Below are 23,116 nucleotides of genomic sequence, written 5' to 3' on the forward strand. Positions count from 1 at the left end.
GGCTCGCGCTGGGCGCGCTCGCACCGGACCCCGTGGCGGCCGTCGCCGGGTTCGCGCTGCTGGGGCTCGGCGGCGCGACGCTCGTGCCCGTCGCGTACGCCGAGACGGGCCGCCTCGACCCGAGCGGGCGCTCGGCCGCGCGCCTCTCCGTCTTCGTCTACGCGGGCGTGCTGGCCGGCCCGGCGGCGATCGGGCTGCTCGCGTCGGGCGCCGGCCTGACCGCTGCCGTCGCCGTCGTCGCACCGCTCCTGGCCGCCTCGGCCCTCGTCCTCCCCCGGTCCGACGAGGCCCGGCTCCCGGCGACCGCGGGGCCGGGCGGGCGAACGCCCTCATGAGCGACGGCGTCCGTGGCAGCGCCATCGTCACCTCGCCGGCCGAGGTGCCCGTCCGATCCCGCCGGGCTGCGGCGCCGCACCACGCCGAGTCAACGGCCGCTGTCGCGTTCGACGGCAGACCCTTGACTGGGGCCGCCGCCCGTTCGTATCGTCCTCCCCACGACACCGCAAGAACTCGACAGACACTACGCACAAAGTTGTGTGTAGCGCGGAACCCTTGCATGACGGTGTCGGGCCGCTGCCTGCGCACTCAGCGGTCGCTCCTGGTCCCACCACTGAACGCCGTGCACGTGCCGGCGGGGTCAGCGACCCCGCGACGCGTCCGGGAGCACGCGGCCGACGACGGCCGCGACGTGCCCGGCCGCACCCACGCGCTCGGCCCGGACCCGCCGCAGAAGGCGGGAGAACGAGGACGACCCATGAGAAGGAACGTCAGGCGCGCGGTCGTGGCGGTCGCCACGGCCGCGCTCGTCGCACCGCTCGGCCTCGCGCTCGTCGCGCAGGGTGCCGCCGCGGCGCCCGTCAACCTCGCCGCGGGCAGGCCCGCGACGGCCAGCAGCTCGACCGACGTCTACGGCGCCGGCAACGTCACCGACGGCAACCAGGCCACGTACTGGGAGTCGACCAACAACCAGCTCCCGCAGTGGGTGCAGGTCGACCTGGGCGCCGCCGCCACGGTCACGGACCTCGCGCTGAAGCTGCCGACCGCCGGGTGGGGGGCGAGGACCCAGACGATCACCGTGCAGGGTTCGACCACCGGCTCGACCTTCACGACGCTCAAGGCGCAGGCCGCGTACACGTTCGCCCCGGCGTCCGGGAACACCGTCGCGGTGGACGTCACTGACACGTCGGTGCGGTTCGTGCGGCTGAGCATCAGCGCGAACACCGGCTGGCCCGCCGGCCAGCTCTCCGAGCTCGAGGTGTACGGCACCGCGGGCCCGACGCCCACGCCGACCACGCCCACCACTCCCCCGACCGGGCAGAACCTGGCGGCCAACCGGCCGATCGTCGCGTCGTCGGCCGAGTGGACGTACGTCGCCGGCAACGCGGTCGACGGGTCGCTCACCACGTACTGGGAGGGGGCGGGCGGCCAGTACCCGTCGAACCTCACCGTGAGCCTCGCGTCGGCGAGCCAGGTCTCCGGCGTCGTCGTGAAGCTCAACCCGGACGCCGTGTGGGGCAACCGGACCCAGACGTTCGAGGTGCAGGGCCGCATCGGCACGGGGGCGTTCACGACGCTCGCCCCCTCGGCCGCCCGGGCGTTCAGCCCGTCGACGGGCAACACCGTCACCGTCCCCGTGAGCGGAACCGCGTCCGACGTGCGGCTCGTGTTCACCGGCAACACGGGTGCGGGCAACGGCCAGGTCGCCGAGCTGCAGGTGCTCGGCACGCCCGCGCCCAACCCCGACCTCACGGTCACGGGCGTCACGTCGTCCCCCGCGAGCCCCACCGAGTCGACGGCCGTCACGCTGAGCGCGACGGTGCGCAACGCCGGCACGGCCGCGTCGGCCGCGACGTCCGTCGCGTTCCAGGTCGACGGGCAGACGGCCGCGACCGCGTCCGTCGGCGCGATCGCCGCAGGCGCGACGGCCACCGTCACGGCGTCGATCGGCGCACGCGCCGCGGGCTCGTACACGGTGGGCGCGACCGCCGACCCGGCGAACACGGTCGTCGAGCAGGACGAGTCGAACAACGCCTCCAGCAGTCCGACGAAGCTCGTCGTCGCGCCCGTCCCGACGTCGGACCTCGTGCCCGTCGTGAGCTGGAGCCCGGGCAACCCGGCGGCCGGCGCGGTCGTGACGTTCACGGGCGCGGTCGCGAACAACGGCAACGTCGCGACGTCGTCGGGCGCGCACGCGCTCACGGTGACGATCAAGGACTCGACCACGGGCGCCGTGGTGAAGACCCTCACCGGCTCGGTCAGCGGTGCGATCGCGGCCGGCGCCACGAGCGGGACCGTCAACCTCGGCACGTGGACCGCCGCCAACGGCACGTACACGGTGTCGAGCGCGGTGGCCGCCGACAGCACCGAGGTGCCCGGCAAGCAGACGAACAACGTCGTCACCGGCGGCATCTACGTCGGCCGCGGCGCGCACCTGCCGTTCGACATGTACGAGGCGGAGGACGGCCGGACGGGCGGCGGCGCGGTGCTCGTCGGCCCGAACCGCACGGTCGGTGACCTCGCGGGCGAGGCGTCGGGACGACGTGCCGCGACGCTGTCGGCCACCGGCGCGTACGTCGAGTGGACGCTCAAGAACCCGACGAACACGCTGGTCACCCGCTTCTCGATCCCGGACAACGCCGCCGGGACGGGCCAGAGCGGCAGCATCGACGTCCTCGTCAACGGGACGTTCCTCAAGCGTCTCGACCTGACCTCGCGGTTCGCGTGGCTGTACGGCAACGAGACGAACCCGAACAACCAGCCGGGGTCCGGCGGGCCGCGGCACATCTACGACGAGGCGAACACCCTGCTCGGCACGACCGTGCCGGCCGGCGCGACCATCCGCCTCCAGCGCACCGCGAGCAACCCGCTCCCGGTCACGGTCGACTTCGTCAACACCGAGGTCGCGACGGCGAACCCGAACCCGAACCCCGCGCAGTACGTGCAGCCCACGGGCTTCACGCACCAGGCCGTGCAGGACGCGCTCGACAAGGTCCGCATGGACACGACGGGCGCGCTCAAGGGCGTCTACCTGCCGACCGGCGACTACAGCACGAGCAGCAAGTTCCAGGTGTACGGCAAGCCCGTCGACATCGTCGGCGCCGGACCCTGGTTCACACGGTTCTTCGCGCCGAGCGGGCAGGAGAACACCGACGTCGGCTTCCGGGCCGAGGCGTCGGCGAACGGCTCGAAGTGGCGCGGCTTCGCGTACTTCGGCAACTACACGTCGCGGATCGACGGGCCGGGCAAGGTCCTCGACTTCACGAACGTCGCGAACATGACGGTCGACGACCTGTGGGTCGAGCACATGATCTGCATGTTCTGGGCGTCCAACATGGACTCCTCGACGATCACGAGCTCGCGCATCCGGAACACGTTCGCCGACGGCATCAACATGACCAACGGGTCGGCGAACAACCGGGTCGCGAACATCGAGGCACGCGGCACGGGCGACGACTCGTTCGCGCTGTTCGCGGCAACCGACGCAGGCGGCACCGGCCAGACGGGCAACGTCTACGAGAACCTGACGTCGCTGGTCACGTGGCGGGCCGCGGGCCTGGCCGTCTACGGCGGGTACGGGAACACGTTCCGCAACATCTACATCGCGGACACCCTCGTGTACTCCGGCATCACGATCAGCTCGCTCGACTTCGGCTACCCGATGGACGAGTTCGGGTCCGCCGCGCCGACGAGCTTCCAGAACATCTCGATCGTGCGTGCCGGCGGGCACTTCTGGGGCAACCAGACGTTCCCCGCGATCTGGGTGTTCTCCGCGTCGAAGAAGTTCCAGGGGATCCGGGTGAGCGACGTCGACATCGTCGACCCGACCTACTCCGGGATCATGTTCCAGACGAACTACGTCGGGAACCAGCCGCAGAACCCGATCACCGACACGACGTTCACCAACGTGTCGATCACCGGGGCACGCAAGAGCGGCGACGCGTGGGACGCGAAGTCCGGGTTCGGCATCTGGGTCAACGAGATGCCCGAGGCCGGGCAGGGGCCCGCGGTCGGCTCGGCGACGTTCACGAACCTGCGGATGAGCGGGAACGCGCAGGACATCAGGAACACGACGTCGACGTTCACGATCACCCGCAACTGACGCCGACGCGCTGACCGCCCGGGCCGGCTCCCTCCCCGGCCCGGGCGGCTGCGTCGCTCGCAGGCGACGTCAGCGGACCAGCCCGTTGCTGATCCGCAACGTCCCCTCGAGGCGGATGTCCTGCGACGACGAGCCCACGTACACGGGCACGCTGCCGGTGGGCGTCTGCCAGCGGTCGCGGTCGACGTCCCAGTAGGACACCGACTCCGGGCTGAGCGTCACGGTGACCTGCTTGCGCTCACCGGGCGCCAGCGTCACCGTCTCCCACCCCGCGAGCACCTTCGGTGCGGTCTCGACGCGCCGGGTCGGCAGGTTGCCGACGTACACCTGGACGGTCTCCGTGCCGGCCACGGCACCGGTATTGCGGACGGCGACCTTCACCTGCAACCGCGGCCCGTCGGCCTCGCCGCCGCCGTTGCTGACCGTCGTGCGCAGGTTCCGGTAGTCGAACGTCGTGTACGACAGACCGTGACCGAAGGGGTACTGCGGCGTGATGTCGTCCTCCTCGTAGCCGCGGTAGCCGACGTAGATGCCCTCGGAGAACTGCTGGTCCAGCCCCTCGCCGGGGTACTGCGCAGGTGCGCTGGTCGGCGTGCTCTCCTCGTCGACCGGGTACGTCACGGGCAGCCGCCCGGACGGGTTCACGTCGCCGAACAGGATCCGCGCGAGCGCGTTGCCCTGCTCCTGCCCGCCGAACCACGACTGCACGACGGCCGGCACGTCCTGGTCCCAGTCGGACGTCTGGACGACGCCCCCGGTGCTCAGCACGACGACCGTGCGCGGGTTGGCCGCGGCGACCTGCCGGATGAGCTCGACCTGGCCGTTCGGCAGGTCGAGATCGGGCTTGTCGCCACCCTCGGACGAGTAGTCGCGGACGACGACGACCGCCGCCTGCGCGTTCCTCGCCGCGTCGGCGGCCGCGACGGCCTGCGGCGCGACGACCCCCTCGGGCGGCGTCCACCCGAGCTGGAAGACCGCCCCGGCGTCGGTGCCGCCGGGGCCGTCGTTGACGAACTCGACGCGCAGGTCGCGCGCGACGCCCGCCTCGAGGTCCACGTCGGCGGTGGTCGTCGTCGGCGTCTCGGCGCCGCCCAGCGGGGTCGTGAGGACCGGCTCGTCGTCGAGGTGCACGACCGCGGTCCCCGTGGTCGTGACGGCGAGCTCGTACGTGCCGGTCGCCGGGGCCGTGAGCTGCCCGGTCCAGCGGATCGACGCGCCCATGTCACGCGTCTGCAGCGGGAAGTGCGGGGACTGCGCGTTGAAGCCCTCGAACAGGAAGAACCCCGCGTTGATCGCCGCGTACGGGTCGGTGCGGTCCGCGATGGTGTCGGTGAAGTCGTCGTTCGCGAAGTACTCGGCGCGCAGGCCGGCGCCGTCGCCGAGCGCCGACGTGAGGAAGTCCGACGGGATCGGGTCGGGGCCCGGGATCAGCGCCGCCGACGTCACGGGGTCGGACCCGGCCACGTGCGTCACCCGCACGCCCGCGCCGACGCGGTCCTGGATGCCCTGCAGCGGGCTGACCGTGGACGTGGGCTTGACGAGCGAGCTGCCACCGCCGGCGACGGTCGTGTCAGCGTCCGCGCCGATGACCGCGATCGAGCCGACCGCGCTCGTCAGCGGCAGCGCGGCGTCGTCGTTCTTGAGCAGGACCATCGCCCGCTCGGCGACCGACCGCGCGAACGCGCCGTGCTGCTGCTCGGGCAGCGCCTGGATCACCGGCGGGTGGTCGAACAGGCCGAGGCCGAACATCGGGCGCAGGATGCGCAGCACCGCGTCGTCGATCCGCGACACCGGCACCTGGCCGGCGCGGACCGCGTCGAGCAGCGGACCGCAGAAGTAGCAGGTCCCGGGCCCGACCTCGGGGGTCGTGTTGCCGGGCATCTCCTGGTCCAGGCCGCCGAGGACCGCCGGGACGGTGCTGTGCGTCGCGCCGTAGTCGCTCATGACCCAGCCCTCGAAGTCGAGCTGCGTCTTGAGGATCTGGTTGAGCAGCTCGTCGCTCTCGCACGCGAAGACGCCGTTCACCTTGTTGAACGCGCACATCGCCGACCCCGGACGACCCTCCTCGACGCCGATCGCGAAGGGCCGCGTGTAGACCTCCTGCAGCGTGCGCTCGTCGACGACCGCGTTGCCGCCGGAGAGCCGGTTCGCCTCCTGCGTGTACACGTTGTAGTGCTTGATGTCCGCGACGACGGGGGTGCTGCTGGATGCCGCGGATGACGCCCGCGCCCATCGTCCCGGACAGCAGCGGGTCCTCGCCCAGCGCCTCGAACGCGCGCCCGGCCTGCGCGACCCGGGCGATGTCGACGGCGGGGGCGAGCAGCACGTTGTGGCCGGTCCGGAACGCCTCGTCGCCCGCGACGTCGCCGTACTGCTGCGCGAGCGAACGGTCCCAGGTCGCCGCCAGGGCGATCGGCGCCGGCAGCTGCGTGGCGCGCTGCCCGTTCACGTCCGGGTTCGCGATGCGCACGCCCGCGGGCCCGTCGGCCATGGTCAGCGCCGGGATGCCGAGGCGTGGGATCGGGCCGTTGTAGAACCCGTAGTAGTTGTTGAGCTCGCCGTGCATCATGTCGACCTTCTCGTCGAGGGTCATCCGACGCAGCAGGTCCCGGGCGCGCTCGGTGTCGTCCTCCGACTCGTCCCACCACCACACGGGCGGGAAGGACTGGGGCCGGAGCTCGGCGGCGATCTGGGCCTCGCGGTCGAGGTCCGGTTCGGCGGCGGCGGCGGGCACCGTCGCCGCGATCAGGGCGGTCGCCGACAGGGCGACGGCCAGGCGCGTGCGGGCGCGCCGAAGGAAGGGTGCTGACATCGTGGGGCTCCCCTGCACTGACGGCCGCGGCGGTGAAGGCGGGCTTCTCTGCCCCCGGCTGCTGCACGGCCGCGTCCAGTAGGTCACCCGATCGAGAGGGCGTCAAGGGTGCGCGGCAGGCGTCCAGGTCAGAGCCGGACGGGCCGCCCGCCGCGCTCGGCGACGAGCGGCGCAGCGCATCCCGGACGGGCCGCCCCTGACGCCGTCGCGGCCGCCGTCGGGCGTCGTCGCGCAGCCGCCGGTACGTCGTCGTCAGCCGGTAGTCCTTGCGCGGCCCGACGGCGTGCCAGACCTCCTCGTAGGCGTCGTCGCCGACGAACCGGCCGGTCACCGTGTACGTGTCGTCGCCGCACCCGTGCACGCCGGACCACCGGTCGTCGAGCAGGTCGAAGCCGTAGAACGGCCGCCCGTCGCCGAACAGCACGTCGACCGACCCGCCGTCCCCGGCCTGCAGCAGCAGCCGTCGCGCCGCGGGCCGCTCGTCGCCGCCGAACGTCAGGACGCCCTCCTCGACGCACGCGAGCCCGCCCTCCTCCCTCGGCGCGAACGTCGCCGTGCCGCGGAACGTCCCGTCGAGGCCGGCGCGCGCGTCGGCGACGCCGCGGTCGACCGACCACGTCCCGGCGAACCTCGCGAGCACGTCCACGTCCGTGACGGTCTCACGACGCGCCCGTGCGCCGGAAGCACAGGGAGCCGGCCCGCCCGGTTGCGACCCGCGGCGCCGCGCGTAGCGTGCGTGCTGGTCGACGACGACGACGCCTGAGGGGGCCAGCATGGTCGCGCGCACCGAGGTCGAGCACGTCCGGACGGACCCTGGTCTCCCGCCGGTCGCGGTGGTCGAGCGCGGCCCGCTCCCCGCCTCGCGTCGCGCCGTCCTCACGGTGGTCGCCGTCGTCGGCGCCGTCGCCTGGTCGATCCTCGCGCTTGTCCGCGGCGAGCAGGTCAACGCCGTGTGGTTCGTGTTCGCGGCGGTCTGCACCTACGTCATCGCGTACCGGTTCTACGCGCGGCTCGTGGAGTCGAAGATCGTGCGCCCGCGCGACGACCGCGCCACGCCCGCCGAGCGGTACGACAACGCCAAGGACTTCATGCCGACGGACCGGCGCGTCCTGTTCGGGCACCACTTCGCGGCGATCGCCGGAGCCGGGCCGCTGGTCGGGCCCGTGCTGGCCGCGCAGATGGGCTACCTGCCGGGCACCGTGTGGATCATCGTGGGCTGCGTGCTGGGCGGTGCGGTCCAGGACTACCTGGTGCTCACGCTGTCCGTCCGGCGCCGCGGCCGCAGCCTCGGCCAGATGGCGCGCGACGAGCTCGGTCGGTTCGGCGGCGTCGCGGCGCTCGTCGCGGTGTTCGTCATCATGATCATCCTAATCGCGGTCCTCGCCCTGGTCGTCGTGAACGCGCTGGCCGCGAGCCCGTGGGGCGTGTTCTCGATCGCGATGACGATCCCGATCGCGCTGTTCATGGGCGCGTACCTGCGGTTCCTGCGGCCGGGCCGGGTGTCCGAGGTGACGATCATCGGCGTCGCGCTGCTGCTCCTCGCGATCGTCGCGGGCGGCTGGGTGGCCGAGACGGACTGGGGTCAGGACTGGTTCTCCCTGAGCCCCGTCGCGCTCGCGTGGTGGCTCGCCGCCTACGGGTTCGCCGCGTCCGTCCTGCCCGTGTGGCTGCTGCTCGCCCCGCGCGACTACCTCTCGACGTTCATGAAGGTCGGCACGATCGTCCTGCTCGCGGTGGGCATCCTGGTCGCGCGGCCCGAGGTCCAGGCGCCGGCGGTGTCCTCGTTCGCCCTGCGCGGCGACGGGCCCGTCTTCGCGGGTGCGCTGTTCCCGTTCCTGTTCATCACGATCGCGTGCGGCGCGCTGTCCGGGTTCCACTCGCTCATCGCGTCGGGCACGACGCCGAAGCTGCTCGAGAAGGAGAGCCAGGCGAAGCCGATCGGCTACGGCGGCATGCTCACCGAGTCGTTCGTGGCGATCATGGCCCTGGTCACCGCCGTGGTCATCGACCAGCACCTCTACTTCGTGATGAACGCGCCGGCGGGCGCGACCGGCGGGACGCCCGAGACGGCAGCGGCGTACGTCAACGGGCTGGGCCTGGGGGGCACGCCCATCACGGCCGGGGAGATCGAGAGCGCCGCGCAGTCCGTCGGGGAGGAGTCGATCGTCTCGCGCACGGGCGGCGCGCCGACGCTCGCGTTCGGCATGTCGCAGGTGCTCAGCACCGTCCTCGGCGGGTCCGGCCTCGCGGCCTTCTGGTACCACTTCGCGATCATGTTCGAGGCGCTGTTCATCCTCACGACGGTCGACGCGGGCACGCGCGTCGCGCGCTTCATGCTGTCCGACAGCCTGGGCAACGTCGGCGGGCCGCTGCGGCGCTTCCGCGACCCGTCGTGGCGCGTCGGCGCGTGGGTCTGCTCGGTCGTCGTCGTCGGCGCGTGGGGGGCGATCCTGCTGATGGGCGTCACCGACCCCCTCGGGGGGATCAACACGCTCTTCCCGCTGTTCGGCATCGCGAACCAGCTGCTCGCCGCGATCGCGCTCACGGTGGTGACCGTCGTGGTCGTCAAGAAGCGGCTGTACCGGTGGGTGTGGATCCCGGCCGTCCCGCTGGTGTGGGACCTCGCCGTGACGATGACCGCGTCGTACCAGAAGGTGTTCTCCGCCGAGCCCCGGATCGGCTACTGGGCCCAGCACCGGGCCTTCCAGGACGCGCGTGCCGCGGGCGACACGTCGTTCGGCGTCGCTACGTCCCCCGCCGAGATCGACGCCGTCATCCGCAACACCGCCGTCCAGGGCACCCTGTCGATCATCTTCGCGGTGCTCGTGATCGTCGTCGTGCTGGTGGGTGCCGTGGTCGTCGTCCGGTCCGTGCGCGCCGGAGGCATGCCCACGACCGAGGAGCCCGACGAGCCGTCCCGCATCTTCGCGCCCCGCGGGATGGTGCCGACCGCAGCCGAGCGCGAGGTCGAGGAGCTGTGGGACGCGCACGCCCGCGCGGCGTCCGGGACGGGGACGCGGTCGTGACCGGGCGGGGCGCCACCGTCGGGGTCCGCGCGGTCGCGCGCGCCGTCACGCGCGTCGCCCGGGGGGTGCACTGGTACACGACGTCGCTCCTCGGGGACCGCGACTACGACCGCTACGTCGCGCACCTCGCGCGCGTGCACCCCGACGTCGTGCCGCCGTCGGCCGCGCAGTACTGGCGCATCCGCCACGCGGAGGCCGACACGCACCCCGGCGCGCGCTGCTGCTGACGCGCCGCTCCGGTCCGGTCCGGCCGGGGCCGGTCCGTCCAGCCCGGCCAGGCCCGGTCCGGTCCGGACCGGTCCGGTCCGGTCCGCCGAGCGTCGGACGACCGTCTCGGGCCGACGACAGCCGCCGTCTCGGGGCCTAGCCTCGGGACATGGCCGACACCGGCGTCCCCGGCCGCCTCGCACCGCTCCTGTCGCAGTACGACTGGGCGTGCGAGCGGCTCCTCGCGCGCCTCACCGGACCCGACGCGGACAGCGGCGACGGCGAACGCGTCGCGGTCCCGCCGCTCACGGACGTCGAGTACCTGTGGGAGCCGGCACCGGGAGCCTGGTCGGTCCGGCGGAAGGTCGACGGGCCCGGACGCGGCGCGACCGTGCTGGTCGGCGCGGGCGAGTGGGGTCGCGACGGTGGCAGGCCGCACCCGTGGCCGCCGCCCCTGACGACGATCGCCTGGCGCATGGCGCACGTCGCCGAGATGCTCCTGCTCCGCGCCGAGTACACCGTCGGCAGCCGGCAGGGCTCCGAGGCGGACCTCGTGTACCCCGGCACGGCCGACGCCGCCGTCGACCTCCTCGCCCGCGGGGTGCGCGCGTGGCGCGAGGCGCTGGTCACCGCCGACGACGCCGCCCTCGACCAGGTAGGCCGCTGCACCTACCCCGACGGCGACGACGCCGAGCAGCCGTTCCTCGAGATCGTGTGGTGGGTCAACCAGGAGGTCCTGCACCACGGCGCCGAGATCGCCCTGCTCCGCGACCTGCACGGCGCGCTGCACACGGGCTGACCGTCCGACCGTCCTGCGACCGCCGGTGCGTCGACCGGTCGGACGACGCCCTGCGGCCCTTTGGGTCGACCGGTCGGAGGACGCCCTGCGGCCCTTTCGGTCGACCGGTCGGAGGACGCCCTGCAGCCCGTTCACCCGCACGACGCACGGGACCGGCCGCGACGGTCGACCGATCAGGGGAAAAGTGCGAAACGGACATCGCGTACCGTGGGAGCGCGTGCACACTCGTGGGAGCGACGCAGGACGGCGTCGGTCATCGACGCCAGGAGGACCCGTGCTCGGCATCCGCAGGACCCACGACGACCAGCCGCTCCCGGCGCACGGAGACGACTGGTCCGCGGACCGGCTGAGCGTCTTCCACCGCCGCCTCGCCGTCGCCGCGTCGGGCGCACCCTCGCCCGGCCAGGTCGACGCGCTGCTCGACGAGGTTCCCACGACCCCGCGCAACGTCGCCGCGCTGCTGGAGCACCTGGTCGACGAGCACGCGCGACGAGCCCGCGCCGCCGGGCGCTCGCGCGCCGTGGTGAGCGCGCCCCTGCCCGACGGCGCCGTCGCACGCGTCGGGCACCTGCTCGTCGTGCGCTGGCTCACGCGCCGCCAGGAGATGGGACGCCGGGTCATCCGCCGCGTCGCGCACTCCCCCGCCGCCGTCACCGCGCCGTCCGAGCGCACCGGCTGGCTGCTCGTCCGCCACCTGACGGACGGCCTCACGACACCGGCGCCGGCCTGACCGTCGACCCTCCGCGACGCAGGCCGGCGCCGGCACCCACCGTGCCGCGCGGTCGACGGTCGACTGCCGTCCTCGACGACGGGCAGGCGCTCCGCTCGTCGTGACCGACGCCCCGACGCGCCCGTGCGTGCTTGACTGCGGCGCGTGACGTACACGCCCGGGGGTCCCGATGGCGCCTGAGACCGACATCTCGAAGCCTGAGGCAGTCGCGGCGATCCAGCGACGGACGCTGCGGGTCGTCGTCGCGAGCCAGGTGCTCGGCGGGGCAGGGCTCGCAGCGGGCATCACCGTGGGGGCGCTGCTCGCGGAGCAGATGCTCGGCTCTCAGCAGCTCGCGGGCGTCCCGGCCGCGCTCATGACGACGGGCGCGGCGGTCAGCGCGTTCCTCGTCGGGCGGCTCACGCAGCGCCGCGGACGACGGGTCGGCCTCGTCTCCGGGTTCGCCGCGGGCGGGCTCGGCGGGCTCGGGGTCGTCACCGCGGCGGCCCTCGGCAGCGTGCCGCTGCTGCTCGGCGCGTTCCTGCTCTACGGCGCCGGGACGGCGACCAACCTCCAGGCCCGGTACGCGGGGACCGACCTCGCGCTCCCCGACCGCCGCGGGACGGCCGTCTCGGTCGCGATGGTCTCGACCACGCTCGGCGCGGTCGCGGGTCCGAACCTCGTGGCTCCGCTCGGCGAACTCGCGACCCGCCTGGGCCTGCCCGCGCTCGCCGGCCCGTTCCTCCTCGCCGGAGCGGCGTTCCTCGCGGCGGGCGCCGTGCTGCTCGTGCTGCTGCGCCCCGACCCGTACCTGGTCGCGCAGCGCCTCGACGCGGCGACCGCGCCGTCGACCGACCACGTCCCGGGACCCGTCGTCGCCCCCGGCCGCGGCGTGGCGGTCGGGGCGACCGTCATGGTGCTCACCCAGGTCGCCATGGTCGCGATCATGACGATGACGCCCGTGCACATGCGCGCGCACCACCACGACCTGACGGCCGTCGGGCTGGTCATCGGCATCCACGTCGGCGCGATGTTCCTGCCGTCGCTCGTGACCGGCCCGCTCGTCGACCGCGTCGGCCGCATCCCGATGGCGATCGCGTCCGCCGTGACGCTGCTGCTCGCGGGCGTGACCGCGGCCCTCGCGCCGGCCGACTCCATGCCGCTGCTGATCGTCGCCCTCGCGCTGCTCGGCCTGGGCTGGAACTTCGGGCTCATCGCCGGCACGGCCCTGGTCGTCGACGCCACCGTTCCCGCCAACCGCGCCCGCACGCAGGGCTCGCTCGACGTCCTCGTCGCCCTGGGCGGCGCGGGCGGCGGCGCGATGTCCGGCGTCGTCATGGCCGCCACGAGCTACGCGACGCTCTCGCTGATCGGGGGCGTGCTGTCGCTCCTGCTCCTGCCCGTGCTGCTGTGGACCCGGCGCCCGGTGCCCGCACCCGTCTGAGGACGCCGCACGCCGGTGACGTCGAGCCGTTCGGGGGTCGGCCGGGCGAGCTCGGGCCTACGCTCCGCTCATGACCGACCACGACCGCGGCACCTCACCGATCCCCGGCGAGGACCGCCTCACCCTCGTCGTGATGGCCGTGATGACGGGGATCGCCGCCGTGTGGACCGTCGTCGGGCTGGTCGTCGCGCTCGCGGCGTCGGCCGGGTGGGCCGTCTTCTGGGTCGGCTTCCTGGTCCTCGTGATCGCACTGCTCGGGCTCGGCTGGGCGGTGGTCACGCGTCGCGAGTACCTGCGGAAGGTCCGCAACGGCGACGTGATCGTGCGCGAGCCGTGGTCGGGCGCCGACCTGCTGCCGCCCGGCTGATCGCGCAGTCCCGGGGCACGTGCCACCCGCGCCCGCCCTGCCCCGCCCTCCCCTGCCCGCCCGCACGCGCCCGGCGGGGAGCGGTGCCTACACTGACCGCGCCGTCGGCGGTGGCCGCGGACTCCCCCTGAGCCCCGAGGAGCAGCCATGCGCGCGACCGTCATCCACGGCGAGCGGGACGTCCGCGTCGAGGACGTCCCGGACCCGGTCCTGCGCGAGGGCGGCAGCGGGCGCGACGCGGTCGTGCGGGTCGTCGCGGCGTGCGTGTGCGGGTCGGACCTGTGGACGTACCGCGGCGTGCAGCCCGTGCGGTCCCCCAAGCGCATCGGGCACGAGTTCATCGGGGTCGTCGAGCAGGTCGGCGACGCGGTCGAGCACGTCGCGGTCGGCGACGCCGTCATCGCCCCCTTCTACGTGTGCGACGGCACGTGCGTGAACTGCCGCAACGGCGTGAGCACGTCGTGCCTGCACGGCGGCTGGTGGGGCTCGAGAGACCGCGAGGGCGGCTTCGCCGACGGCGGCCAGGGCGAGCGTGTCCGGGTGCCGCTGGCCGACGGGACGCTCGTCGTCGTGCCGGACGTGGACCTGGAGAGCGAGTCGGGCCGCGCGCTCGTCCCGCACCTGCTCACCTTGTCCGACGTCATGGGTACCGGTCACCACGCGGCCGTCTCGGGCGGTGTCGGCCCGGGCTCGACGGTCGCGGTGGTCGGTGACGGCGCAGTCGGCCTGTGCGCCGTCGCGGCCGCCCGCCGGCTCGGGGCGTCGCGGATCGTCGCGATGTCCCGGCACCCGCAGCGGCAGGAGCTCGCGCGCGAGCTCGGTGCGACCGACGTGGTGCCCGAGCGTGGGGACGAGGGCGTCGCGCGGCTCAAGGAGCTCTTCGACGGCGTCGGCCCCGACGTCGTGCTCGAGTGCGTCGGGACGGCCGAGTCGATGGACCAGGCGCTGCGGTCGGCGCGGCCCGGCGGCCAGGTCGGCTTCGTCGGGGTCCCGGCGGGCGGTCCCGAGCTGCCGGTGCGGACGATGTTCGACACCAACGTCGGCGTGCGCGGCGGCGTCGCACCCGTGCGCGGCTACATCGAGGAGCTGCTGCCCGAGGTGCTCGACGGCCGCCTGCAGCCGGGCGTCGTGTTCGACCTCGAGCTCCCGCTCGACGAGGTCGCCGAGGCGTACGCCGCGATGGACGAGCGGCGCGCGACCAAGGTGCTGCTGCGCCCCTGACGCACGCCACGGGCACGCTCGCCGGTCCGCGGCGCCACGTCGAGCCGACGTCGCGGGCACGCACGCGCGCGACGACTCGCGTCGACGCCGTCGCGACCTGCGCGGACAGCCCGTCCTCGCGCGCGCCCCACCGCCTACGGTGTCCGGCGTGACCCGACTGCCGCTGCACGCCGCCGCCCTCTGCCTGCCTGCCCTGCTGGTCGCGGGGTGCTCGGGCGCACCGGAGGAGGCGGAGCCCGCGACGACCGTCCCGGCCGCGTGGCTCGACGACGCTGCCGAGGGCTGGCCCGGATCGGCCGGCCACGGCAGCTCCGCGCCGGTGCTGTCGGGCGACGACTGCGTCCTCACCGACGAGGTCGTCGCCCGCGGTGCGACGGCGCGCACCGACCTCAGCGGCTGGGGGCCGTACGGCGACGACGCGTCCGCCGACGACGCCTACCGCTACGTGTGCGAGTTCCGCGGCGACGACCTGAGCGCGCAGCTCCAGCTCATCCAGGCCGGCTCGCCCACCGACGCCGGGGCCACCGTCGACCTCTTCCTCGACCAGCGCACGACGTCGGACCAGGAGAACGAGGCGTCGACCGTGCAGGTCGCGGGTGTCGACGTGCACGTCAACCACCGCTGGTACCCCGGGCCGGGGTACGGCGAGGCGACCGCGCTGTTCCACGACGAGGACGCGGACGCGCTCGTCCAGCTCGAGGTCTCGTCGCTCGACGAGGACGCGTTCGAGGCGTACACCGCGCAGCAGGTCGCCGACGACCTCATGGAGCAGCTCGGGCGCGCCTGACCCGGCGGCCGACGGGGACCGCCGTCGTCAGGCCGCCACCGGCACGGTCGGCGCGAACGGCAGGATCTCCTCCTCGCCCCCGTCGACGACGAGGCAGCTGCTCTCCGGCACCTCGAGCCACGCACCGCGCAGGTCGCCGAGCGGCTCGGAGACGACGATCCGCGTGTCGTCGGACAGGTCGTGCAGCACGGGGTTGTCCGGGTACTGGTGGCGCAGCACGGCGACGTCCCGGTTGCGGAACAGCGAGCGCGAGCGCCCCTCCGACGAGTACCGGAACGCCCACAGCCGGCGGCCGTCGGTCACCGCGACGGTGCCCTGCACGGGGTAGGTGACGCCGTGGCGCTGCCCGGTGTCCTCGACGAGGCCGATCGCGGCGGCGACGGCGGACGGCGGGTCGTCCTGGAGCCCGAGGGTCAGCGCGAGGTGGAACAGCGTCTCGGAGTCGGTCGTGCCCTCGATGTGCGGGAAGAGCGACGGGTCGACGGCGAGCTGCAGGTCACGCTTGATGCTCGCGAAGCCGTCGACGAAGCCGTTGTGCATGAAGAGCCAGCCGTCGTGCCGGAAGGGGTGGCAGTTGGTCTGCTGGACGGCCGAGCCGCTGGTCGCACGGACGTGCGCGAAGACCGTGCCGGACCGCACGTGCGCCGCGAGCTCGCGGAGGTTCCGATCGCTCCACGCGGGCTCGATGCTGCGGAACAGCCCGGGTGTCGCGGAGTGCTCGTCGTACCAGCCGACGCCGAACCCGTCGCCGTTGGTCGGCTCGGCGCCGAGCCGGCTGTGCAGGCTCTGCACCACGAGCGAGTTCGCGGGCTTGTCGAGCAGCTCGTCGAGCGTGACCGGGGAGCCTGTGTAGGCGAGCCAGCGGCACATGGTCGGCCTCCTTGCCGGCGCCCGCGGGTCGGGCCCGTCGTGCTCACTCTGCGCCGGTTCGTCGGCGTTGCCCAGCCCCGCGGACGGTCATGAGCGCCGCGGCGACGGTGCGACGGGGCGCGGCACCGCCGCGCGGCGCCTCGAGCGCCGACACCGGGCCGCTCGACTATCGAAACTCACGGCCCTGAGCTGCGCGCGCGACGTCGCGTCGACGCCGGACCGGGCCGTCCGCACTTAATCGGTTCGGGATCCTGGCAACCCCTCGGCATTGCGTCCGAGTTGGTCCACACTCGGCGTCGATAACGATATCGACGCCGCTGGGCTCTCCTCACGCCCGCGGCACGTCCGGTCGCCGACCGCGTCGCACCGCCTCGCGGGACACGTCCGGACGACCTCCGCCCGTCCCGACGATCGGCACGAAGGAGTGCACGATGACCGATACTCTCGTTCGAAGCCGCGGCGGCCCCCGCCACCGGCGGCGCCGCCCGCTCGCGGCGCTGACGGCCCTGCTGGCCGCCGGCGCGCTCGTGGCCGCCGGCCTCGCGATCGCCAGCCCGGCGTCCGCCGCGGTGACGTCGAACTCCACCGGCACCAACAACGGCTGGTGGTACTCGTTCTGGACCGACAGCCCCGGCACCGTGTCGATGGACATGGGGTCGGGCGGGCAGTACTCGACGCAGTGGAGCAACACCGGCAACTTCGTGGCCGGCAAGGGCTGGCAGACCGGCGGCCGCAAGACCGTCAGCTACTCAGGCCAGTTCAACCCCTCGGGCAACGCGTACCTCACGCTGTACGGCTGGACCCAGAACCCGCTGATCGAGTACTACATCGTCGACAGCTGGGGCACGTACCGGCCCACCGGCACGTTCATGGGCACCGTCACGAGCGACGGCGGCACGTACGACATCTACCGCACGCAGCGCGTCAACAAGCCGTCGATCGAGGGCAACAGCTCGACGTTCTACCAGTACTGGAGCGTGCGTCAGCAGAAGCGGGTCGGCGGCACCATCACGTCCGGCAACCACTTCGACGCGTGGGCCTCCAAGGGCATGAACCTCGGCAACCACAACTACATGATCATGGCGACCGAGGGCTACCAGAGCAGCGGGTCGTCGAACATCACCGTCTCCGAGGGCTCGGGCGGCGGTGGCGGCGGGACCGGCGGTGGCGGCGGGGCCGGTGGCGGGGGCAGCTCGGGCTGCACCGTGACCGCGACGCGCGGCGACGAGTGGTCCGACCGCTTCAACGTCACCTACTCGGTCAGCGGCTCGAGCTCGTGGACCGTGAACCTGGGGCTCAACGGCAGCCAGTCGATCCAGAACTCGTGGAACGCGAACGTCTCCGGCAGCGGCTCGACCCGCACGGTCACACCCAACGGCAACGGGAACTCGTTCGGCGTCACCGTGATGAAGAACGGCAACAGCACGACGCCGTCGGCGACGTGCAGCGGCGGCAGCACCGGTGGCGGCGGAGGCGGCGGAGGCGGGACGGCGACACCGACGCCCACCCCGACGACGCCACCGCAGTCGTGCTCCGCGGGGTACGTCGGTCTGACGTTCGACGACGGACCGAACAGCGGGACGTCGAACCAGATCATCTCGACGCTCAACCAGTACGGCGCGACCGCGACCGTCTTCCCGACCGGGCAGAACGCGCAGAACAACGCGTCGCTCATGCAGGCCTACAAGAACGCCGGCCTGCAGATCGGCAACCACAGCTGGGACCACCCGCACCTGGTGAACATGAGCCAGAGCGACATCCAGTCGCAGCTCTCGCGGACCCAGCAGGCGATCCAGCAGACCGCCGGCGTCACCCCGACGCTGTTCCGGCCGCCGTACGGCGAGACGAACGCGACGCTCAAGTCGGTCGAGCAGTCGCTCGGCCTGCGGGAGATCATCTGGGACGTCGACTCGAACGACTGGAACAACGCGAGCGCCGACCAGATCCGGCAGGCGGCGTCGCGCCTGACGAACGGCCAGATCATCCTCATGCACGACTGGCCGGCGGCGACCGTCCAGGCCCTGCCGGGGATCCTGCAGGACCTGCGCTCGCGCAACCTGTGCGCCGGGCACATCTCGTCCTCGACCGGCCGGGCGGTCGCACCGTCCACCGCCGGCGGGGGCGGCGGCGGTGGTGGCGGTGGCGGTGGCGGCACCGGCTCGTGCACCGTGACCGCGACGCGCGGCGACGAGTGGTCGGACCGCTTCAACGTCACCTACACGGTGAGCGGCACCAGCAGCTGGGTCGTCACGCTGACGCTCAACGGCGGCCAGTCGGTGCAGAGCAGCTGGAACGCGACGCTGAGCGGCAGCGGCAGCACGCGCCAGGCCCGTCCCAACGGGTCGGGCAACTCCTTCGGCGTGACGTTCTACAAGAACGGGAGCAGCACGACTCCGGGTGCGACGTGCGCGACCGGGTAGACGTCACCTGAACGGGAGGAATGACCGGCCCCTCCCGGACCGAGGCCGTCCGCGCACGTCACCGCGGGCGGCCTCGGTCGCGTCCGGGCCCTGCCCACCAGCGGCACGTCCCGCCCGGGGCCGTCGGTCCCGAACAGAGGCTTCGATCTTGCCGCACCTCACGTGAAACGATAGCCTTCTATCGTTTCTCGATAGATCGACTCTCAGTGAGGTGCCCATGGGCCGGTTGGCCATCCTCGCCCTGCGCGTGGTGATCGTGCTCGCGTTCGCCGGGCTGCTGTTCGTGCAGTTCTTCCTCATGCCGGTCGTCTACCTGGATCTCCAGGACGCCGGCCCCGACGTCGCGCACCTGCGCTGGGGTCTGCCGGTCATCGGCTTCCTGTTCGCGCTCGCCGCCGAGGTCGCGCTGGTCGCCATCTGGCGGCTGGTGACGATGGTCAAGCGCGACACCGTCTTCTCGACGCGGGCGTTCCGCTGGGTCGACGTCGTCATCGGCTCCGCCATCGCCGCGACCCTCGTCGCGGTCGTGCTGTCGTTCCTGCTCGCCCCCGGCGAGGAGGTGCCGCCCGGCATGGTCATGCTCGTCGTGATCGGCGGCGTCGGCACCGCGCTCATCGCGCTCGTCGTGTTCGTGCTGCGCATGCTGCTCGCCAAGGCCGTCGCGCTCGACACCACCGCGACGACCCTGCGCGCCGAGCTCGACGAGGTGATCTGATGCCCATCGTCGTCGACATCGACGTCATGCTCGCCCGCCGCAAGATGTCCGTCGGCGAGCTCGCGGACCGCGTCGGCATCACGCCCGCCAACCTCGCGGTCCTCAAGAACGGGCGCGCCAAGGCCGTCCGGTTCACGACGCTCGAGTCGCTGTGCCAGGTGCTCGACTGCCAGCCCGGCGACCTCCTGCGCTGGGAGGCCGCCGCCGAGGGCGACCCCGACGACGACCTCCGCGCGGCCGGCTGACACGTCGGCCGGCCGGACGCCCACCACGGGCCCGGCTCCTCGACGAGGGGCCGGGCCCGTGCGCGCTGCGCGCCGACATCAGGACGTCGCGCGCGCCGCCGCCGTCGTGGCGGGATCGGCCGACAGGACCACCGTCGCGCCACCCGCCTCGACGGCCTGCAGCGTCCGCAGCTGGAGCAGTCCCGGCTGCCCGTCGAGCAGCCGCGCCTGGTCGGGCCGGACACGGGGGACGTCCCGTCGTCGACGGGCGTCGCAGACCGCGTCAGGCCCGCTCGACCACGCGCCGGTCGGCAGACTGGGAGTCGAACCCACAACGCCTCCGAGGGCGCCTGCACCTGACGCAGGTGCTCCGGACGACGCGCAGGACCCGCGGCGGCGACACCGCCCGGCTGCTTCCGGAGCGTGGGCGAGCGTAGGCGCGGGCAGCCGAACGACGCACCGGGTTATCCACAGCCCCGACCGCTCGGCTCGTCGCTCGGTCGGCGAGCCCGCCCGCCGCACGCTCAGCCCCCACCTGGTCTCGTCGACGACGAGGCCGGTCAGTTGAGCGACGCGTCCTCCGCGAACGTCGAGACGATCGCCAGGTCGCCGCCCTGCCGCCGCAGCACCCGCCGCCACAGCGTCGACGGGTCGGCGGTGACGGCGTCGTCGGGCTCCGCGGGCAGCACGTACCAGGACCCCTCCTCGAGCTCCCCCTCGAGCTGCCCCGCTCCCCAGCCGGAGTGGCCCGCGAACACGCGCACGCCCGTCACGAGGCCGGCGAGCGCCTCGGGGTCGGAGTCGAGGTCGACCAGGCTGAACGGCCCGACGAGCCGGTCGACGGTCGTCGGCAGGCGCGCGCCCGGGGGCGCGGTGACCACGCCGATCGCGCCGTCGAGCCCCACCGGTCCGCCCTGGAAGAGGGTCGCGGGCATGCTCACGTGGTCCTGCCACGCGGGGAGCACGACGTCGACGTCGACGGGCACCGGCCGGTTGAGGACGACACCGAAGGCCCCCTCGTCGCCGTGGTCCAGGACCAGCACGACGGCGCGGTGGAAGTGGGGGTCGAGCAGCCGGTTCTTCGCCACCAGCAGCCGGCCGCTGAGCGCCGGGTCGTCCGTCACCGTCCCATCATCCGCGACGCCTGCCGGACCCGCAGCGGGCCGGACGAGGCCCGTGCCGGGTGACGTGCACGGTCGCCCGCGCGGCGACGGACGGTGTCAGGGACGGCGGTAGACGGAGACGTGCGACGTCGACGACTCGTCGAACGGCGCACCCTCCCAGTCCGCCCACCGCGACTCGAGCTCGAGCCCGGCGAGCCGTGCCATGAGGTCGAGCTCCGCGGGCCAGACGTACCGGTGCGGGCTGCGGCCCAGACGGACGCCCTCCTCGCCGCCGAACCGCACGTGGTGCGAGACGACGAGCTGCCGCACGACGTCCACGGTGTCGACGCCGACGTACCCGGGCTCGACGGCGAACACCGTCGCGTGCTGCCCGGGCGGGAGGATCCGCAGCTGCGGGACCCACAGCTCGACGACGAACCGGCCGCCCGGCTCGAGGTGCGCGGCCGCGTTGCGGACGCACTCGACCTGCGCGTCCTGGCCGAGCAGGTTCGAGATCGTGTTGAAGACGAGGTAGACGAGCCGGAACGTGCCGTCGACGCGCGTCGTCGCCATGTCGCCGTGCACCACGGGCAGCGTCCGCTCGTCGACCTTCTCGCGAAGCCGAGCGATCATGGCCCGGGACAGCTCGAGGCCCGTGACCGGCACCCCGCGCCCGGCCAGCGGGATCGCGACGCGGCCCGTGCCGACGGCGAGCTCCAGGGCACGCCCGTCGCCGGCCAGCGCGGCGAGGCGGTCGACGGTCGGCCCGAGCACCTCGGGCGCGAACATCCCCTCGCCCGGGGTGTCGTACCGGGCGGCGACGTCGGCGTCCCACAGCTCGTCCTGCGTCAGGTCGAAGATCGAGCGCTCCATGACGACCAACCTCGCACCCGGAGCCGCGCGACCGGCACTCCTTTACCGCTGCCGCCAGGTATTGGAGGGGACCGCGTCGCACCGCGGTGGAAGGATCCGCGGGGTGACCGACACGGACAGCACCCCGGACACCGCGCCCGCACCGGCCCCCGTCGCGGTGTCATCCGTGCGGGCGGGCCTCGACCGGACGCGCGCCGCCTTCTCCTCGCTCGCGGACCGGCGCTACCGGTGGTGGTTCTCCGGTCAGGTGCTGTCGTCGTCGGGGCACGTCACGCAGGCTGCTGGACTCGCGTGGCTCGTGCTCGACCTGTCCGGACGCGCCGTCGACCTCGGGCTCGTGACGACCGCCGCGATGCTGCCGATCCTCGTCGGCGCGGCCCCCGCGGGCACGCTCGTCGACCGGTTCGACCGCCGCCGGCTGCTGCTCGTCACGCAGGTCCTGCTGCTCTCGCTCGGGGCCGTGCTGGCCGTCCTCACCGCGACCGGCGCGGTCACCGTGCCCCTCGTCCTCGCGTTCGCGTTCGCGTCGGGCGTCGTCGCCGCGGTCGACGGCCCCGCGCGGCAGGTGTTCGTGCTCGACCTGGTGGGCCCTGAGCGCCTGGCCAGCGCGGTCAGCCTGTACGAGGTCGTGATGAACGCGGCACGCGTCATCGGGCCGTCGGTCGGCGGCGTGCTGCTGGCGCTCGTCGGGCCTGCTGCGTGCTTCGCGTTCAACGCGACGACGTACCTGCTGCCGCTCGGCGTGCTGCTCGCGCTGCGCGGGCTGCGCGCCCGCACGCCGGTCCACGTCGGCGAGCGGCCCGCCGCAGGCTTCCGCGCGGGTGTCGCGTACGCGTGGGGGCAGCCCGTCATCCGGGCGTGCGTGCTCCTCGCGGCGGCGAGCACCATGATCTTCAACCAGGGCGTCATGGTCCCCGTCCTGGCGACCGACGCGCTCGGGCTGCCGCCGCAGGGGTTCGGCGCGCTCATGGCCGCGTTCGGCCTGGGGGCGCTGCCAGGGGCGATCGCGGCCGCGGGCGGCGGGGCGCCGTCCGGCCGACGCGTCGCCGTCCTGGCGTTCGCGACCGGCGTCGCGATCCTGCCCGTCGGTCTCGCTCCCGGGTTCGCGGTCGCGGTGGTCGCGGCCGCGGTGCTCGGGTTCGTCTCGATCTGGTGGGTCGCCGCGGCGAACACGCTCGTGCAGCTCGTCGCCGCTCCGCACCTGCGCGGCCGCGTCATGGGGGTCTGGACCGCCGCGCTGCCGGGGAGCGGTCTCGTCACGGCGCTCGCGCTCGGGGCCGTGACCGACACGTGGGGCGTCCGGTGGGCGTACGTCGCACTCGCCGCGTCGTTCCTCGCGGCAGCGGCGGCCGGTGCCCGTGCGCTCGTCGCCCACGACCGGATCACCGGCGACCCTGACCAGCCCTGACGCGCACGCCCGTCGCCCCGGGTGGGGGGGCC

General features: G+C 73.6%; 18 protein-coding genes and 3 pseudogenes. 14 read left to right on the forward strand and 7 right to left on the reverse strand.

Going from position 1 to position 23,116, the window contains the following annotated elements:
- Window positions 1–335 (forward strand): annotated as a pseudogene (locus tag CTKZ_RS21300) (MFS transporter); the annotation flags it as partial.
- Between the two features lie 419 nt (window positions 336–754).
- Window positions 755–4,099, forward strand: a complete 3,345-nt coding sequence (locus tag CTKZ_RS00860; RefSeq protein ID WP_200829596.1) for a discoidin domain-containing protein — start codon at window positions 755–757, stop codon at window positions 4,097–4,099.
- Between the two features lie 69 nt (window positions 4,100–4,168).
- On the opposite strand, the gene CTKZ_RS22270 is transcribed toward CTKZ_RS00860, so the two are convergent.
- The 3 genes and pseudogenes from CTKZ_RS22270 to CTKZ_RS22695 form a co-directional block, all read right to left on the reverse strand.
- Window positions 4,169–6,265 (reverse strand): glycoside hydrolase family 3 C-terminal domain-containing protein, encoded by a 2,097-nt coding sequence (locus tag CTKZ_RS22270; RefSeq protein WP_371852294.1) that lies wholly within the window; start codon window positions 6,263–6,265, stop codon window positions 4,169–4,171.
- A gap of 91 nt (window positions 6,266–6,356) precedes the next feature.
- A pseudogene (locus CTKZ_RS22635) lies at window positions 6,357–6,911 on the reverse strand (glycoside hydrolase family 3 N-terminal domain-containing protein); the annotation flags it as partial.
- Window positions 6,912–7,158: 247 nt separating this feature from the next.
- A pseudogene (locus CTKZ_RS22695) lies at window positions 7,159–7,686 on the reverse strand (DUF6314 family protein); the annotation flags it as partial.
- Between CTKZ_RS22695 and CTKZ_RS00870 the strand changes: the two are divergent.
- The 8 genes from CTKZ_RS00870 to CTKZ_RS00905 all read left to right on the forward strand — a co-directional run bounded on the left by CTKZ_RS00870 (window position 7,685) and on the right by CTKZ_RS00905 (window position 15,471).
- Window positions 7,685–9,937 carry a carbon starvation CstA family protein gene (locus tag CTKZ_RS00870; protein ID WP_124341154.1) on the forward strand — a complete coding sequence of 751 codons (2,253 nt, stop codon included), beginning with the start codon at window positions 7,685–7,687 and terminating at the stop codon, window positions 9,935–9,937. The pseudogene CTKZ_RS22695 and the gene CTKZ_RS00870 overlap by 2 nt on opposite strands.
- Window positions 9,934–10,164, forward strand: coding sequence for a YbdD/YjiX family protein (locus CTKZ_RS00875; protein WP_124341155.1), 231 nt, complete (start codon window positions 9,934–9,936; stop codon window positions 10,162–10,164). Before CTKZ_RS00870 ends, CTKZ_RS00875 begins: the two co-directional genes overlap by 4 nt.
- A 149-nt stretch (window positions 10,165–10,313) precedes the next feature.
- Window positions 10,314–10,943 carry a DinB family protein gene (locus CTKZ_RS00880; protein WP_124341156.1) on the forward strand — a complete coding sequence of 210 codons (630 nt, stop codon included), beginning with the start codon at window positions 10,314–10,316 and terminating at the stop codon, window positions 10,941–10,943.
- Window positions 10,944–11,217: 274 nt separating this feature from the next.
- On the forward strand, window positions 11,218–11,673 hold the full coding sequence (locus tag CTKZ_RS00885; RefSeq protein WP_124341157.1) for a hypothetical protein: 456 nt from the start codon (window positions 11,218–11,220) through the stop codon (window positions 11,671–11,673).
- Window positions 11,674–11,842: 169 nt separating this feature from the next.
- A complete protein-coding gene (locus CTKZ_RS00890) occupies window positions 11,843–13,096 on the forward strand; it encodes an MFS transporter (protein WP_124341158.1) in 1,254 nt (417 codons plus the stop codon).
- 70 nt (window positions 13,097–13,166) lie between these two features.
- Window positions 13,167–13,463 carry a hypothetical protein gene (locus CTKZ_RS00895; protein ID WP_124341159.1) on the forward strand — a complete coding sequence of 99 codons (297 nt, stop codon included), beginning with the start codon at window positions 13,167–13,169 and terminating at the stop codon, window positions 13,461–13,463.
- A 147-nt stretch (window positions 13,464–13,610) separates the two neighbouring features.
- The gene (locus tag CTKZ_RS00900) at window positions 13,611–14,684 is read left to right on the forward strand and encodes a zinc-dependent alcohol dehydrogenase family protein (protein WP_124341160.1); all 1,074 of its coding nucleotides are present in this window, start codon (window positions 13,611–13,613) and stop codon (window positions 14,682–14,684) included.
- A 148-nt stretch (window positions 14,685–14,832) separates the two neighbouring features.
- Entirely contained in the window at window positions 14,833–15,471 is a 639-nt protein-coding gene (locus tag CTKZ_RS00905) for a hypothetical protein (RefSeq protein WP_124341161.1), read from the forward strand.
- A gap of 27 nt (window positions 15,472–15,498) precedes the next feature.
- Here CTKZ_RS00905 and CTKZ_RS00910 read toward each other — a convergent pair whose 3' ends face one another.
- Window positions 15,499–16,341 (reverse strand): class II glutamine amidotransferase, encoded by an 843-nt coding sequence (locus CTKZ_RS00910; RefSeq protein ID WP_124341162.1) that lies wholly within the window; start codon window positions 16,339–16,341, stop codon window positions 15,499–15,501.
- A 431-nt stretch (window positions 16,342–16,772) separates the two neighbouring features.
- On the opposite strand from CTKZ_RS00910, the gene CTKZ_RS22640 reads away from it, so the two are divergent.
- The 3 genes from CTKZ_RS22640 to CTKZ_RS00925 all read left to right on the forward strand — a co-directional run bounded on the left by CTKZ_RS22640 (window position 16,773) and on the right by CTKZ_RS00925 (window position 19,721).
- The gene (locus CTKZ_RS22640) at window positions 16,773–18,761 is read left to right on the forward strand and encodes a glycoside hydrolase family 11 protein (RefSeq protein ID WP_124341163.1); all 1,989 of its coding nucleotides are present in this window, start codon (window positions 16,773–16,775) and stop codon (window positions 18,759–18,761) included.
- A gap of 217 nt (window positions 18,762–18,978) precedes the next feature.
- Window positions 18,979–19,476: a DUF2975 domain-containing protein gene (locus CTKZ_RS00920; RefSeq protein ID WP_124341164.1), complete on the forward strand. Its 498-nt coding sequence runs from the start codon at window positions 18,979–18,981 to the stop codon at window positions 19,474–19,476.
- Entirely contained in the window at window positions 19,476–19,721 is a 246-nt protein-coding gene (locus tag CTKZ_RS00925) for a helix-turn-helix domain-containing protein (RefSeq protein WP_124341165.1), read from the forward strand. The genes CTKZ_RS00920 and CTKZ_RS00925 overlap by 1 nt, the downstream gene beginning before the upstream one ends.
- A gap of 78 nt (window positions 19,722–19,799) precedes the next feature.
- Here CTKZ_RS00925 and CTKZ_RS00930 read toward each other — a convergent pair whose 3' ends face one another.
- From CTKZ_RS00930 to CTKZ_RS00940, 3 genes are all read right to left on the reverse strand, one after another.
- Window positions 19,800–20,033, reverse strand: coding sequence for a hypothetical protein (locus CTKZ_RS00930; protein WP_124341166.1), 234 nt, complete (start codon window positions 20,031–20,033; stop codon window positions 19,800–19,802).
- 227 nt (window positions 20,034–20,260) lie between these two features.
- Window positions 20,261–20,824, reverse strand: a complete 564-nt coding sequence (locus tag CTKZ_RS00935; RefSeq protein WP_124341167.1) for a YqgE/AlgH family protein — start codon at window positions 20,822–20,824, stop codon at window positions 20,261–20,263.
- A 96-nt stretch (window positions 20,825–20,920) separates the two neighbouring features.
- Window positions 20,921–21,676: a class I SAM-dependent DNA methyltransferase gene (locus CTKZ_RS00940; protein ID WP_200829597.1), complete on the reverse strand. Its 756-nt coding sequence runs from the start codon at window positions 21,674–21,676 to the stop codon at window positions 20,921–20,923.
- 103 nt (window positions 21,677–21,779) lie between these two features.
- Between CTKZ_RS00940 and CTKZ_RS00945 the strand changes: the two genes are divergently transcribed.
- Window positions 21,780–23,084 carry an MFS transporter gene (locus tag CTKZ_RS00945; RefSeq protein ID WP_160142792.1) on the forward strand — a complete coding sequence of 435 codons (1,305 nt, stop codon included), beginning with the start codon at window positions 21,780–21,782 and terminating at the stop codon, window positions 23,082–23,084.
- Window positions 23,085–23,116 lie beyond the last annotated feature (32 nt).

Origin of the sequence: Cellulomonas algicola (assembly GCF_003851725.1) — a bacterium.
Lineage (GTDB): Bacteria > Actinomycetota > Actinomycetes > Actinomycetales > Cellulomonadaceae > Cellulomonas > Cellulomonas algicola.